Here is a 14,321-nt window from a genome sequence, read left to right as displayed (position 1 = left end):
TCTACCAGAACTTACTTCGATGTCGACAGTTCCGAACCACGCGGAATCATTTTGTCGGAAGCAAAGCTTTCTTGCTCCTGATTGAAACGATTATACGTACGTTGCCATTCCGACGGTTGGGCGACCGGCATTACTTGCACTGCCGTCACTTTGTACTCAGGGCAGTTAGTTGCCCAGTCGGACGAGTTAGTCGTAATCACGTTAGCACCAGATTCAGGGAAGTGGAACGTGGTGTACACGACGCCAGCCTGGATACGCTCGGTGATATCTGCACGCAATACGGTTTCACCCGCGCGCGAGTGGATACCAACCCAGTCGTCCTGCTTGATGCCGCGTTCTTCCGCATCGTGTGGATGAATTTCCAGACGATCTTCGCTGTGCCACATATTGTTGTGGGTACGACGAGTTTGCGCGCCAACGTTGTATTGCGACAAGATACGACCAGTGGTCAGGATCAATGGGAACTTCTTGTTGACCTTCTCACCGCTACCGAAGTACTTGGTATTGATGAAGCGACCTTTACCGCGCACGAATTCTTCGATGTGCATGGTTGGTGTACCTTCTGGCGCTTCAGCGTTACATGGCCATTGAATACTGCCACCCAATTCGTCGATACGCTTGAAGCTGACGCCGGTGAAGGTTGGTGTTAATGCCGCGATCTCATCCATGATTTCACGTGGATGTTTGTAGTTCATTGGGTAACCCAATGCGTTCGACAGCATTTGTGTAACTTCCCAATCACCCTTGCCCGATTTTGGCGGCATCACTTTGCGGACGCGCGAGATGCGACGTTCTGCATTGGTGAAGGTACCGTCTTTTTCCAGGAACGATGAACCCGGCAGGAATACGTGTGCGTATTTTGCGGTTTCGTTCAGGAAGATGTCTTGCACGATGATACATTCCATCGCTTCCAGAGCAGCGGTAACGTGCTGTGTGTTTGGATCGGACTGAACAATGTCCTCGCCTTCGCAGTACAGACCCATGAAGGTGCCGTCCATAGCTGCGTCGAACATGTTAGGAATACGCAGACCTGGTTCTGATTCCAGTGTGCAGTTCCACACAGCTTCGAATTCAGCACGTGCGACGGAGTCAGACACGTGACGATAGCCTGGCAGTTCGTGCGGGAAGGAGCCCATATCGCAGGAACCTTGCACGTTGTTTTGACCGCGCAGTGGGTTCACGCCGACGCCTTCGCGACCGATATTGCCGGTTGCCATCGCCAGATTGGCGATACCTATAACAGTGGTCGAACCTTGCGCGTGTTCGGTAACGCCGAGACCGTAATAGATCGAACCATTGCCACCGGTTGCGAACAGACGCGCCGCGCCGCGGATATCAGCTGCCGGTACGCCGGAGACTTCTTCCATTGCTTCTGGCGAGTTTTCTGGCAACGATACGAATTCTGCCCATTCTTCGAACGAGTCTACATCGCAACGTTCTTTGATGAAGTCCGGCTTGTGCAGGTTTTCGGTGATGATGACGTGCGCCAGCGCATTAACGATAGCAACGTTGCTGCCTGGTTTTAATTTCAAATGGTAGTCAGCCAGAACGTGCGGCGATTTGACCATTTCAGTCGTACGTGGATCGACAACGATCAGCTTCGCGCCTTGACGGATGCGGCGTTTCATTTGCGATGCAAATACTGGGTGACCCGATGCTGGGTTCGCGCCGATGACCAGGATGACGTCAGATTTCATCACCGAATCAAAGGTTTGTGTACCAGCGGATTCGCCCATGGTTACTTTCAAGCCGTAACCAGTTGGGGAGTGGCAGACGCGTGCGCAGGTATCAACGTTGTTGTTACCGAACGCAGCACGAACCAGCTTCTGAACCAGATAGCCTTCTTCGTTGGTGCAACGCGACGAGACCAAGCCACCGATCGAATCCTTGCCGTATTTAGCCTGGATGCGTTTCAGTTCGGAAGCAGCGTAGTTGATTGCTTCATCCCATGACACTTCTTTCCACGGATCGGTGATTTTGCTGCGGATCATTGGTTTCAGCATGCGGTCTTTATGCGTTGCATAACCCCATGCGAAGCGACCTTTAACGCAAGCGTGGCCTTGATTGGCTTTGCCGTCCGGATTTGGAACCATGCGGACAACTTCATTACCCTTCATCTCGGCCTTGAACGAGCAGCCGACGCCGCAGTATGCGCAGGTCGTGACTTTGCTGTGTTCTGCCTGGCCCATCATGATGACGGTTTTTTCGGTCAGTGTTGCGGTTGGGCATGCGTCTACGCAAGCGCCGCAGGATACGCATTCCGATTCAATGAAATCTTCGTTCTGGCTGGCAGCAACGCGCGAAGTAAAGCCGCGGCCATCGATGGTCAGAGCGAATGTACCTTGAGTTTCTTCGCAAGCGCGTACGCAGCGGTTACAAACGATACATTTCGATGCGTCGTAGGTGAAGTAAGGATTGGATTCGTCTTTTTCCAGCTTCAGATGGTTTTCGCCATCGTAGCCGTAACGTACGTCGCGCAGACCGACTACACCAGCCATGTCCTGCAGTTCGCAGTTGCCGTTGGTTGGGCATGTCAGGCAGTCCAGCGGATGATCCGAGATGTACAGTTCCATCACACCACGGCGAATGTCTGCCAGTTTAGGTGTTTGTGTTTTGACTTTCATGCCGGCTTCAGCAGGTGTCGTGCACGATGCTGGGTAGCCGCGGCGGCCTTCGATTTCAACCAGACACAGACGGCAGGAGCCGAACGATTCGAGGCTGTCGGTAGCGCACAGCTTAGGCACGTTGATGCCATATTCAGCTGCTGCACGCATGACGGAAGTGCCTTGCGGCACGGAGACGGCAACGCCGTCGATTTCCAGGGAGATCATGACTTCGGACGTACTTTTTTTCGTGCCGTAGTCGATACCGTTAAGTTGATTCATTTTTTTCGCTCCAGTAGCTTAAGCCGCGTTTGCCAATGTTTTTTGATCGCCAAAATCTTCTGGGAAGTGGTTCAGAGCAGACAACACCGGGAATGGTGTCATGTTGCCCATCGCGCACAGCGATCCCGTTACCATCACATCGCACAAATCACGCAGCAGATGGATTTGCTGTGGTCGATTCTGGTTAGCGATGATTTTGTCCATAACTTCTACACCACGTGTCGAACCGATCCGGCACGGGGTGCACTTGCCGCACGATTCTTCTGCACAGAAGTGCATTGCGTAACGTGCTTGTTTGGCCATATCGACGGTATCGTCGAAAGCGACCAAGCCACCATGGCCTACAGTAGAGGCAACAGCAGCGAATGCTTCATAGTCAAACGGTGTGTCGAACAGCGACTCAGGCATGTAAGCACCGAGTGGGCCGCCAACTTGCACTGCACGGATAGGACGACCGGATTCTGCGCCGCCACCAAAGTCGTACAGCAATTCGCGCAAGGTCACACCGAATGCTTTTTCTACCAGGCCGCCGTATTTCAGGTTGCCTGCCAGTTGCATAGGCAAGGTGCCGCGCGAACGACCCATACCGTAGTTTTTGTAGAATTCTGCACCGCGGGACATGATCAACGGGATCGCAGACAGCGAAATCACGTTGTTGATGACCGTTGGTTTACCGAACAAGCCTTGCAGCGCTGGCAGTGGCGGTTTGGCGCGTACCATACCGCGCTTGCCTTCGATACTTTCCAGCATCGCGGTTTCTTCGCCGCACACGTAAGCACCAGCAGCTTTACGTACTTGCAGGTTGAAGGTGCGGCCGGAACCGAGGATGTTTTCACCGAGGTAACCGGCGGCGTTCGCTGCAACGATTGCTTCGTTCAGATTGGCGATCGAGTGCGGGTATTCGGAACGTACGTAGATGTAACCTTCAGTTGCTTTGACGGCCAAACCAGCGATGGTCATGCCTTCGATCAGCATGAATGGATCATCTTCCATCACCATACGATCGGAGAAGGTACCGGAGTCGCCTTCATCGGCGTTGCAAGCGATGTACTTTTGATCGGCTTCAGCGCCGAGCACGGTTTTCCACTTGATGCCGGTAGGGAAAGCTGCACCGCCGCGACCACGCAGGCCGGAATCGGTTACTTCTTGAACAATCGCAGCTGGCTCCATTGCGATTGCTTTTTTCAAGCCGACATAGCCTTCATGTGCCAGGTAGTCATCCAGCGAAACTGGATCGGTAATGCCTACGCGTACGAATTGCAGACGTTCCTGCTTTTTCAGGTAAGGGATTTCTTCGGTCAAGCCCAATGCTTTTGGATGCGCGCCGCCAGTGGTGAAACCTGCGTCGAACAAACCAGCGACTTCGTGATCTTCGATAGGACCAAACGCGATACGGCCAGCGTCGGTCGCAACTTCAACCATAGGCTCGAGCCAGAACATGCCGCGTGAGCCGTTGCGCACCAGTTTGATATCGATGCCGCGTGCTTTTGCTTCTTTGGCGATAGCAGCTGCGGTTTCATTGGCGCCGAGCGCCAGAGCGGTCGAGTCGCGTGGAACAAAAATGGTAACGGTCATTGCACACCTCGCTTCGCCTGGATCAGGCGGTTGAATTTTTCCTTGGAAACGCGAGCGTACAGGTCGTCGTCAATCTGGATCGCCGGACCGCTGGCGCATTGGCCAAGGCAGTACACGGTTTGCAAGGTAAACTTGTTGTCGTCTGTGGTGCCGTGGAAATCACAGCCCAGCAATTCTTTGGCATGATCAGCCAGCTCTTCGCAGCCACGTGACTGGCAGGCTTCTGCGCGGCAGATTTGCACCACGTGTTCGCCGACCGGGTGTTGGCGGAAGAAGTGGTAGTACGTAATCACGCCGTGTACTTCTGCGCGCGAAATGTTCAAACCTTCGGCAATCGCAGGAACTACGCTAGGCGGGATGTAGCCGACTACGCCCTGGATGTCGTGTAGGATAGGCAAAAGCGCACCAGGCGTCGCTTTACGCTGCGCAATGATGGATTCAACCGCGGCCAAATCGAATGGGGTTTGGGTGTTCATAGAGACACTCCTGCTAGCGACACCGAAGGCAATGCTACATGCCGCGAGGTCGTGAAATCGAACGAAACCATGCTACTTCCTTGTTAAAAATTATCTTGTATATATGCTTTTAATAGCATATAGTTTGCGGACGCACCTTTGCAACATGTGGAAGGTAGCACTGGGTAACGCTAGCTTCAATAGGCTATCTTTTGCATAACCAAAAAAGCGGCGTAAACGCTACACAGTTTCGCTTACATAGGCTTTTGACGTATGTTCAAAGTTGTTATCAATCCCCATTGGGAAATCACACATAGTGCCGATGAGCCGCTGGATACAGCGGTTCTGCTGGACCTATTGATGTCGATACAAAAGACCGGCTCCATTTCCAAAGCGGCGCGACTTGTCGATTTGTCATATCGCTACTCCTGGGGCTTATTGCGCGATGCGGAAAAGCTGTTCGGGACCGCTCTATTAAATACAGACCGTGGTCGCGGCACGACTTTGACGCCGCTGGCGGAAAAGCTGATTTGGGCTGATCGCCGTATTCGTGCGCGTTTATCGCCGACGCTGGAAAGTCTGGCTTCCGAGCTGGAAAGTGAAATCGGCAAAACCATCGTCGGTAAAACCAAGCCGATTCGGCTGGATGCCAGCCACGGGTTTGCGGTCGACGCCCTGCTCCATCAACTGACCGAAGCGAACTTGCCGGTTGATTTGCGTTATCGCAACAGCACCGACGCGGTCGCGGCCTTGTCGCGTAATGAATGCGATCTGGCCGGTTTTCACGTGCCGCTCGGTGAGTTCGAGAAAAAAGCGGTCGAGCGTTATACGCAATGGCTCAATCCACGCGAACACTGCCTGATTCATTTGGCGGTTCGTACGCAAGGTATGTTTGTGGCGCCGGGTAATCCGAAGAACGTCCAGACTTTGCAGGATTTGACGCGACCGGGCGTGCGCTTCGTCAATCGGCAGATCGGTTCCGGCACACGCATGTTGCTGGAGCTGATGCTGGCGGGTGCGAATGTCTCGCCTTTCGATATCGAAGGCTATCAAAGCAATGAATTCACGCATTCGGCTGTCGCTGCTTATATAGCGAGTGGCATGGCGGATGTGGGCGTCGGCGTGCAGACTGCGGCGCATCGCTTCAGCCTGGACTTTATTCCACTGATACGTGAGCGCTATTTCCTAGCCTTGCCGTTAGCCATCATGGAAGACCCATTAATACAACTGGTCATTGATGTGGTGCAATCCGGCTACTTCCGTAAAGTGATCAACGGTTTGGCGGGTTACGATTCTGGCGATACAGGGAAGATACTGCTGCTGTCCGAAGCCTTTGGTCACGCCAAGGCAACCTCGGCATAACGCCCGGAAGCTTCCGGGCGTATTTCGCTATTTCAAGATGGCGATACCTTTGATCTGCGCGTAGACCGGGCTACCCGGTTCCAAGCGCATGGCGACACAAGACTTGCGCGTGATGCGTGCCAGCAGGCGCGTACCGTTTGCATCCAGGCCGATCATGACTTGCCCGACGGCGTCATCTGACAATTCCACTACCGTTGCAGCAACGATATTCAGTATGCTGGTATCGCGTTGAGGAGCGAGGCTCAAGCTGACGTCACGTGCTTGTATGCGCATGCGTATTTGCTGACCCACGGTTGCCTTTTGCTGCGGCAACAACAACTGCCCACCGGAAAACTCTGTGCACGTGAGCTGGAACTGAGCATCGTGTTCGGTTACCGTTGTGACCACCAATGCGCTGGCACTATCACCGTGTGCAACATTGAGATCGAGACGCGTCAGCAAATCACTGGTCGCGCCACTGGCGATGACTCTGCCGTTTTCCAGCAGAACCAGATGATCGGCCAATCGTGCAACCTCATCCGGCGAATGGCTGACGTACACCACTGGGATATCCAGCTCATCATGCAGTCGTTCCAGATACGGCATGATTTCTTCTTTACGCTTGGTATCGAGTGCCGCCAACGGCTCATCCATCAACAGTATGCGTGGGCTGGTAGCCAATGCTCTGGCGATGGCGACGCGCTGGCGTTCACCGCCGGATAATTTATCCGGCTTGCGCTGCAGCAGATGACCGATGTCGAGCAAGGCGACCGCTTGATCAAGCGACACCTGGCGTGATGCTTCCGGGATACGACGCATGCCGTATTCCAGATTGCGTTGCACATTCAGATGCGCAAACAAGCTGGCTTCCTGAAACACATAACCGAGTGAACGTTTATGTGTAGGGAGGAAGATCTTGTGTGCATCGTCTTGCCATACTTCTCCATTGATTTCCAGATAGGAGCCGTTAAAGTGCTCCAGGCCTGTCATCGCCCGCAGGCAAGTGGTTTTGCCTGAACCTGATGGACCGAACAAGGCAGTCACGCCACGGCCAGGCAAAGTCAGATCGACATCCAGACCGAAGCTGCCATAAGAGATTTTGAAACGTGCGCGGATATGATTAATTTCGTCCGTCATTTGCGCCGCCCGGTCGGATTCAATGTGTACAGTGCGATCAACACCAGCAGCGAGAAGATCACCATACCGGCTGCCAACCAGTGAGCCTGCGCGTATTCAAGCGCTTCCACATGGTCGTAAATTTGTACTGAAATCATGCGTGTGTGATTCGGAATATTGCCGCCTATCATCAGCACCACGCCGAACTCACCGACCGTATGTGCAAAGCCCATCACGATAGCGGTCAGATAACCTGGTTTTGCCAATGGCAGGGTGACACTGAAAAAAGTATCGAGAGGTGATGCGCGCAAAGTCGCAGCCACTTCCAGCGGGCGATCGCCCATAGCCTCAAATGCATTTTGTATCGGTTGCACGACGAACGGCATCGAGTAAAAAATCGAGCCTACGAGCAGACCGGTAAACGTGAACGGCAGCGTGCCCCAACCCATAGCTTGCGTCAGTTGGCCGATAGGACCATTAGGGCCTAAGGTGATCAGCAAATAGAAGCCGATAACGGTAGGCGGCAGCACGATAGGCAGCGCAACCATCGCGCCTATCGGACCTTTCAACCAGGAACGCGTGCGCGCCAGCCACCACGCCAGAGGCGTGCCTATCAACAGGAGAAGTAGGGTGGTGAGGCTGGCGAGCTTGAGGGTTAGAACAATCGCACCGATATTAGGATCGGTAAACAACGAGAACCTCTCTTACAGATCGTAACCGTAGCTACGGATGATGGCTTTAACTGGTTCTGATTTCAGGTAGTTGACGAATTCAGCAGCAGCTTTATTGTCTTTGCCTTTGGTCAGGATCACAGCGTCCTGGCGAATTGCATTGTGCAGATTAGCTGGAACGATCCAGGCCGAACCACTCTTTACTTTGCCGCCTTCAAACACTTGCGACAGAGCGACGAAGCCGAGTTCTGCATTGCCGGTGGAGATGAAGGTAAAGGTTTGACCGATGCTTTCGCCTTGAACAAACTTAGGTTGCAGTGTTTCGTACACGCCCAGTTTTTTCATGGTTTCTTCAGCGGCCAGACCGTATGGAGCCAGCTTAGGTGTAGCCAATGCGATGTGGCCGAAGTTACCTTTTTTCAGGACTTCACCTTTAGCATCGACGAAGTCTGGCTTAGCCGACCACAGCACCAGTTTGCCGGTTGCGTAAGTGAAACGTGAACCAGGCACGATGCCGTTTTCTTTTTCCAGTTTGATAGGTGTTTCATCATCAGCAGCAAGGAAAACATCGTACGGCGCACCATTCGTGATCTGTGCGTAGAACTTGCCGGTTGCGCCGAATGAAGGCACAACTTTATGGCCGGTTGCTTTTTCAAAATCAGCGGCGATGACTTTCATCGGTGCGGTGAAGTTGGCGGCAACTGCAACTTGTACCTCTTCTGCCGAAGCGGAAGCGGAGATGCCGAGAGCGAGCAGACCGGAAAGGAGCGAGTACGAGAGTTTTTTCATGATGTATGAGTAAAACGAGTTAAAAAACCTTTTAGGCGGGTACCGCCAGAATGATGTGCGAGGCCTTGATCAAGGCCGTTGCCTTCACACCTTCTTTTAAACCGAGTACTTTGACGCTCTCATTGGTGATGATCGCTGCGACGGTCTTGCCGCCCGGCAGTTCGATCACGACCTCTGCATTGACTGCGCCTTCCTGGCAGCGAACGACGGTGCCGGTCAGGGAGTTGCGTGCACTGGTTTTAAAATCTGTATCTACTGTGAGGATGATCCACTGTGCCTTCACCAGCGCGTAGGCTTCGGAGCCTACTTCGAGTGCCAGATGATCGGCGCTGTCATTGGTGATGATGGCGGCGAGTTTTGCGCCATTGCCAATATCGAGAGTAACTTCTGCGTTGACCGCGCCCTTCTTGACGGCGGTAACGGTACCTAGGAACTGATTGCGTGCGCTGGTTTGCATATCGAATCTCCGGCTCATTGTGTAGTACTGGTCAAAGTCATCCATGGTGCGGCCGATTGCTGCCGGCACTGCGGCCCATTCCTGCTCCAATCGGCGGTAGGTTGCCACCACACGTCTGCCGTATTCCGTCAGACAGGTACCACCACCGGTACTGCCGCCTGGCTGGCGTATTACCAGTGGTTCATGCGACAGATTGTTCACCGACTCTACAGCTTGCCAGGCAGCCTTATAACTCATGCCCATTGCAGTGGCTGCGGCGGAAATTGAGCCGGAAGCATCTATGCGTTCCAGCAGTTCCAAATGGTCCCAGCGCTTGCCGCGAGGCTTGGATAGACCTTCCAGTTTGATGGGCGAAGTTGTCTTGCTCATAACAGTCTCTATCTTTTAAAAATGATGAAGGGCTGTTCAGCAAAAGTCGTTATGATACACGATATTACTTTTAACGACATATTGAGAACAGGCGAAGTACTGCCATTCTATTTGGCTATCGTTGAGTTCGGGTGCCTATTGCTCACATTGGCATCAGGGTCATTCCGGAAATCGCGTCGCAAACGGATAAGATGAAGGTCTCGTTCTACCTCTCCCGGCGCGTCTCGCCATCATTTTCTACAGGCTATATCAATGTTCGTACGTCAGCTTGATTACCTCGTTACCCTCGCAAGAGAGAAACATTTCGCCCGCGCTGCGGAAATTTGCTGTGTCTCGCAACCGGCTTTATCCGCCGCCGTCAGGAATCTGGAAACCGAATTGGGGATCGCCATCGTGCAGCGTGGCCAACGCTTTCAGGGATTTACGCCGGAAGGCGAGCGAATTCTGGATTGGGCGCGCCAGACTTTAGCTGCACTGGAAGGTTTGAAGCAGGAAGCGTCGATGTCGCGCGTCAAGCTGACCGGCACCTTGCGCTTGGGTGCGATCCCGACCACGATGCCGATAGTTTCCTTGCTGACCGGACGTTGTCGTGCACAACATGGCGATTTGCGGCAACTGGTGTTGTCGCTCAGTACCGAAGAAATCATGCGCAGACTGGACGATTTCGAACTGGATGTCGGCTTGACCTATTTGGAAGACCAACGTCTCAACGGCTTCCATGTGCAACCGCTGTATCGCGAACGCTATATGTTGCTGGCGCGCGAAGGGACCATGCTGGATGGCAAAGAAGAAGTCAGTTGGGAAGAAGCGGCAGAGTTGCCGCTGTGCTTGCTGACTTCACATATGCAGAATCGTCGCATCGTGGATGCGGCTTTCCGTCGTGCCGAGGTACATCCGAATGTGGTGGTGGAGACTGATTCAGTGTTCGCACTGTATTCCCATGTCAGGCACGCGGATTTATTTAGTGTAGTACCGCATAGTCTCTTATGTCTGTTTGAACTGCGTGATGAAATGGTTGCGATCCCCATCGTGCCTGAGCTGAGTCGCTCTATAGGACTCATCTCGCTGGACCATGATCCGTGCTCACCCATCGTCTTGGCTGCGCGCAATATTGCCGAGAAGATCGACTTGCAGGCCCAATTCGACGCTTACATAACTGGCGGCTATCAGCCCATCACATCAAACGATTAGACCGCAAAAAACATACTCCCTAAGATGACTTCGCTGGGCATTCATTCTGATGTCCGCTTGCAGAAGAAAAAGAAAATTCAGCTACCGCCAGCAATTTTCGATTCGCTGTAGCTAGCAATCTCAAGCAAGCAATTTTATGCAACCAATCTTATGGAGAAGAATCATGGCAAAAGTTTTATGCGTTTTATACGACGATCCAGTCACCGGTTACCCAAAGACATATGCACGCGATGACGTAGCACAACCATCGATCTACCCAGATGGCCAAACGCTGCCGACGCCTAAGGGCATCGACTTCAAACCAGGCACCTTGCTTGGTAGTGTTTCCGGCGAACTCGGCCTGCGTAAATACCTGGAATCGAACGGCCATACTTTGGTTGTTACATCCAGCAAAGACGGCGCAGACAGCGTCCTCGACAAAGAATTGCACGATGCAGAGATCATCATCTCGCAACCTTTCTGGCCTGCCTACATGACAGCAGAACGCATCGCTAAAGCTAAAAAATTGAAAATGATCGTGACAGCCGGTATCGGTTCCGATCACACCGATTTGGAAGCAGCGAACAAGCACAACATCACCGTCGCCGAAGTGACCTATTGCAACAGCCACAGCGTTGCAGAACACGTCGTCATGATGATCTTGTCGCAAGTGCGTAACTACATCCCTTCGTACAAACAAGTGATCGACGGCGGCTGGAACATCGCTGACTGCGTATCGCGTTCATACGATCTGGAAGCAATGAGTATCGGTACCGTTGCAGCTGGCCGTATCGGTCTGCGCGTACTGCGTCTGCTGCACCCATTCGACGTCAAATTGCACTACATGGATCGTCACCGTCTGCCAACAGCAGTTGAGCAAGAGCTCAATCTGACTTACCACAGCACGCTGGAAAGCCTGACCAAAGTGTGTGACGTTGTAACTCTGAACTGCCCGCTGCACCCAGAAACAGAGCACATGATCAACGAAAAAACGTTGAAAAACTTCAAACGTGGCGCGTACATCATCAACACCGCACGCGGCAAACTGTGCGATCGTGATGCGATTGTCAAAGCGCTGGAAAGCGGTCAACTGGCTGGTTACGCAGGCGACGTCTGGTTCCCACAACCAGCACCGAAAGATCATCCATGGCGCACCATGCCGCACCACGGCATGACACCACACATTTCCGGCACCAGCCTGACAGCGCAAACACGCTACGCAGCAGGTACTCGTGAAATTCTGGAATGCTACTTTGAAGGTCGTCCTATCCGTGACGAATACCTCATCGTTCAAGGCGGCAAACTGGCAGGCGTCGGCGCTCACTCCTACAGTGACGGTAACGCAACCAAAGGTTCGGAAGAAGCTGCAAAATTCCAACCAGCATAAGAAAGAATTGACGGGCCATTGAAGTACCGGATTCGGTGGCCTCGTTAAATTATTTAATGCCGACGTGCAGTTCTGACGTCGGCATTTTTTTATTGCGATGCGTGCATTGCCGGCTTCCGTCTCCCCGACGGCAAGCATTTATCAGCTAAGGTTTTTCTATGCCAAATTCATTCAAGAATTTTTTCACCAGCAGCATGGCGCTGCCACCGCGACCTACCCTCGCCAATGTATTGCTTTCTGGTCTCGGCGGTTTTTTTGCCATCAGTGTGATTGCACTGGCCGCTGACTATACGCAAGCCATTTTGATACTGGGTTCCTTCGGCGCGTCATGCGTGATTGTGTTTGCTCTGCCTGATACGCCTTTGGCGCAACCGCGCAATGTAATACTCGGACATTTCCTGAGTAGCTTGTCAGGTCTGGTTTATTTGAATGTGTTTGGACCGCACTGGTGGGCTTTGGGTTTGGCGGTCGCAACCGCGATCATTGTGATGATGGCTTGCCGTGTCGTGCATCCGCCGGCAGGTTCAAATCCAGTGATAGTTTTTCTCGGCGCACCGGGTTGGAGTTTTTTGTTTTTCCCGACCTTGATCGGGGCTTGCGTGCTGGTCGTCGTCGCGATTATTTACAACAACGTGGTTCGTAAAAACAAGTATCCCAAGTATTGGTAGAGGTATGTTGCCTGTCTATCAATGAGGTTGGAAATATATGTGGTATAGCATCTATTTCCTCAACGTTCGTTATATTCCATCAATTTTGTGCAATTGTTATCGATAGACATCTAACTTCTTTTTTCATGCACGGAGAGTAGCGATATTGCATAAGCGTGACTGATTAAAAGAGTTTATTTTTCCGTTGATTTCTCTCATTATTTTGCATCCGAGCACACGTAATTTGATCGGTTTGTGATAAACATAGGGGGCAGTACTTTCTTCTCTTGGCGTGCGGCAAATGGCACGTTAAGCAGTTGAATAAAAATCCTAAAAACAAATGAGAGAGACACACAATGACATTGTTCAAGAAGACCGCACTTAGCCTGATTTTATTGGCAGCTATCCCTGCTTTTGCACAAAATAAACCGGTCGTGCAATTCATCGCAACCGGCGGCACGATCGCGATGAAAATCGATCCGATCAAAAATGCACCGGTACCGGCCATCTCTGGTGACGACTTGCTGGCAACCGTTCCTGATGTTGCCAAGTACGCGACTATCGAAGTCAACAATCTTTCCAATGTGCCGTCGGATTACATGGACCCTGCGCGTTGGGTTGTGTTGACGAAGGCAGTACAAACTGCATTGGATCGCAATGACGTCTCCGGCGTGATCGTTTCGCACGGTACAGATACATTGGAAGAAACAGCGTACTGGCTTGATCTGACAGTCAAATCGAACAAACCTGTTGTCCTGATCGGCGCGCAACGCAATGCGTCGGTATCTGATTTTGATGGCCCGCGCAATTTGTTGAATGCAGTCCGCATTGCAGTCGATCCGCAAGCTAAGGACAAAGGTGCGATGCTGGCTATGAATAACCAGATCAATGCAGCGCGCTATGTGACAAAAACGCATACCGCTAATGTAGAGACATTCAAGTCGGGCGACTACGGTTTTCTGGGTGAAGTTTATCCTGATCGCGTGACCTTCTCTTACACACAATTGCGTCGTCAATACATTCCTATCCGCACCGACAAAATGCCGGAAGTAGAAATCATCGCGATGTATGGCGGTGCAGATGGTGCGGCCCTGCGTAACGCCGTTGATCGTGGCGTCAAAGGTGTTGTGGTGCAGGCATTGGGCATGGGCAATATGAACGTTGCGATGTTGAATGCGGTTAAATATGCAATCTCCAAAAACGTAGCAGTCGTGGTCTCGACACGCGTGCACAATGGCCGTGTCTTGCCTAGTTATGGTTTTGAAGGCGGTGGTAAAACTTCATACGATGCAGGCGCAGTGATGGCCGATGATTTGAAGCCGGCGAAAGCACGCATCTTGTTGATGCTGTCTTTGCAAAACGGTGTAACCAGCAAAGACGATTTGCAAGCTGCGTTTAATCGTTGATGTTTGCGCGCTGGTTGAGCAACCGTCAGACGCGTTAATGAGTATGTGATGGA

12 protein-coding genes are annotated in these 14,321 nt (G+C 52.3%); 5 read left to right on the top strand and 7 right to left on the bottom strand.

Going from position 1 to position 14,321, the window contains the following annotated elements; genetic code table 11:
• Positions 1-11: 11 nt before the first annotated feature.
• The 3 genes from fdhF to AC07N2_RS04265 are packed head-to-tail and all read right to left on the bottom strand — an operon-like array spanning position 12 to position 4,936.
• A complete protein-coding gene (fdhF, locus tag AC07N2_RS04275; RefSeq protein WP_494777161.1) occupies positions 12-2,885 on the bottom strand; it encodes a formate dehydrogenase subunit alpha in 2,874 nt (957 codons plus the stop codon).
• An 18-nt stretch (positions 2,886-2,903) separates the two neighbouring features.
• Complete coding sequence (locus tag AC07N2_RS04270) at positions 2,904-4,460, bottom strand: formate dehydrogenase beta subunit (protein ID WP_494777160.1); 1,557 nt, start codon at positions 4,458-4,460, stop codon at positions 2,904-2,906.
• Positions 4,457-4,936 (bottom strand): formate dehydrogenase subunit gamma, encoded by a 480-nt coding sequence (locus AC07N2_RS04265; RefSeq protein ID WP_494777159.1) that lies wholly within the window; start codon positions 4,934-4,936, stop codon positions 4,457-4,459. Before AC07N2_RS04265 ends, AC07N2_RS04270 begins: the two co-directional genes overlap by 4 nt.
• 252 nt (positions 4,937-5,188) lie before the next feature.
• Here AC07N2_RS04265 and AC07N2_RS04260 point away from each other — a divergent pair, with 252 nt between their 5' ends.
• Positions 5,189-6,277, top strand: coding sequence for a substrate-binding domain-containing protein (locus AC07N2_RS04260; protein WP_494777158.1), 1,089 nt, complete (start codon positions 5,189-5,191; stop codon positions 6,275-6,277).
• Positions 6,278-6,304: 27 nt separating this feature from the next.
• On the opposite strand, the gene modC is transcribed toward AC07N2_RS04260, so the two are convergent.
• From modC to AC07N2_RS04240, 4 genes are read right to left on the bottom strand one after another with little or no spacing between them, the layout of a single operon-like run.
• Positions 6,305-7,393: a molybdenum ABC transporter ATP-binding protein gene (gene modC / locus AC07N2_RS04255; RefSeq protein ID WP_494777157.1), complete on the bottom strand. Its 1,089-nt coding sequence runs from the start codon at positions 7,391-7,393 to the stop codon at positions 6,305-6,307.
• Positions 7,390-8,064: a molybdate ABC transporter permease subunit gene (modB, locus tag AC07N2_RS04250; RefSeq protein ID WP_076592801.1), complete on the bottom strand. Its 675-nt coding sequence runs from the start codon at positions 8,062-8,064 to the stop codon at positions 7,390-7,392. Before modB ends, modC begins: the two co-directional genes overlap by 4 nt.
• 12 nt (positions 8,065-8,076) lie before the next feature.
• Complete coding sequence (modA, locus tag AC07N2_RS04245) at positions 8,077-8,832, bottom strand: molybdate ABC transporter substrate-binding protein (protein WP_494777156.1); 756 nt, start codon at positions 8,830-8,832, stop codon at positions 8,077-8,079.
• 31 nt (positions 8,833-8,863) lie between these two features.
• On the bottom strand, positions 8,864-9,658 hold the full coding sequence (locus tag AC07N2_RS04240; protein WP_494777155.1) for a TOBE domain-containing protein: 795 nt from the start codon (positions 9,656-9,658) through the stop codon (positions 8,864-8,866).
• Positions 9,659-9,910: 252 nt separating this feature from the next.
• On the opposite strand from AC07N2_RS04240, the gene AC07N2_RS04235 reads away from it, so the two are divergent.
• The 4 genes from AC07N2_RS04235 (at position 9,911) to AC07N2_RS04220 (ending at position 14,268) form a co-directional block, all read left to right on the top strand.
• Entirely contained in the window at positions 9,911-10,849 is a 939-nt protein-coding gene (locus tag AC07N2_RS04235; protein ID WP_494777154.1) for a LysR family transcriptional regulator, read from the top strand.
• Between the two features lie 163 nt (positions 10,850-11,012).
• The gene (locus tag AC07N2_RS04230; RefSeq protein ID WP_076592797.1) at positions 11,013-12,215 is read left to right on the top strand and encodes an NAD-dependent formate dehydrogenase; all 1,203 of its coding nucleotides are present in this window, start codon (positions 11,013-11,015) and stop codon (positions 12,213-12,215) included.
• Between the two features lie 158 nt (positions 12,216-12,373).
• Positions 12,374-12,883, top strand: coding sequence for an HPP family protein (locus AC07N2_RS04225; RefSeq protein ID WP_494777153.1), 510 nt, complete (start codon positions 12,374-12,376; stop codon positions 12,881-12,883).
• Positions 12,884-13,218: 335 nt separating this feature from the next.
• Entirely contained in the window at positions 13,219-14,268 is a 1,050-nt protein-coding gene (locus AC07N2_RS04220; protein WP_494777152.1) for an asparaginase, read from the top strand.
• The last annotated feature ends 53 nt before the right edge of the window (positions 14,269-14,321 follow it).

It is taken from the genome of Herminiimonas sp. GW821-FHT09C12, from assembly GCF_059416385.1.
The sequence above is the reverse complement of the archived record's forward strand: the minus strand, read 5'-3'. Positions and strand labels throughout refer to the sequence as shown.

Coding starts and splice junctions, on each gene's coding strand:
- AC07N2_RS04265 (WP_494777159.1), bottom strand. CDS start 4,936: ATGAACACCCAAACCCCATTCGATTTGGCCGCGGTTGAATCCATCATT.
- AC07N2_RS04230 (WP_076592797.1), top strand. CDS start 11,013: ATGGCAAAAGTTTTATGCGTTTTATACGACGATCCAGTCACCGGTTAC.
- AC07N2_RS04270 (WP_494777160.1), bottom strand. CDS start 4,460: ATGACCGTTACCATTTTTGTTCCACGCGACTCGACCGCTCTGGCGCTC.
- AC07N2_RS04260 (WP_494777158.1), top strand. CDS start 5,189: ATGTTCAAAGTTGTTATCAATCCCCATTGGGAAATCACACATAGTGCC.
- AC07N2_RS04220 (WP_494777152.1), top strand. CDS start 13,219: ATGACATTGTTCAAGAAGACCGCACTTAGCCTGATTTTATTGGCAGCT.
- fdhF (WP_494777161.1), bottom strand. CDS start 2,885: ATGAATCAACTTAACGGTATCGACTACGGCACGAAAAAAAGTACGTCC.
- AC07N2_RS04225 (WP_494777153.1), top strand. CDS start 12,374: ATGCCAAATTCATTCAAGAATTTTTTCACCAGCAGCATGGCGCTGCCA.
- AC07N2_RS04240 (WP_494777155.1), bottom strand. CDS start 9,658: ATGAGCAAGACAACTTCGCCCATCAAACTGGAAGGTCTATCCAAGCCT.
- modC (WP_494777157.1), bottom strand. CDS start 7,393: ATGACGGACGAAATTAATCATATCCGCGCACGTTTCAAAATCTCTTAT.
- modA (WP_494777156.1), bottom strand. CDS start 8,832: ATGAAAAAACTCTCGTACTCGCTCCTTTCCGGTCTGCTCGCTCTCGGC.
- AC07N2_RS04235 (WP_494777154.1), top strand. CDS start 9,911: ATGTTCGTACGTCAGCTTGATTACCTCGTTACCCTCGCAAGAGAGAAA.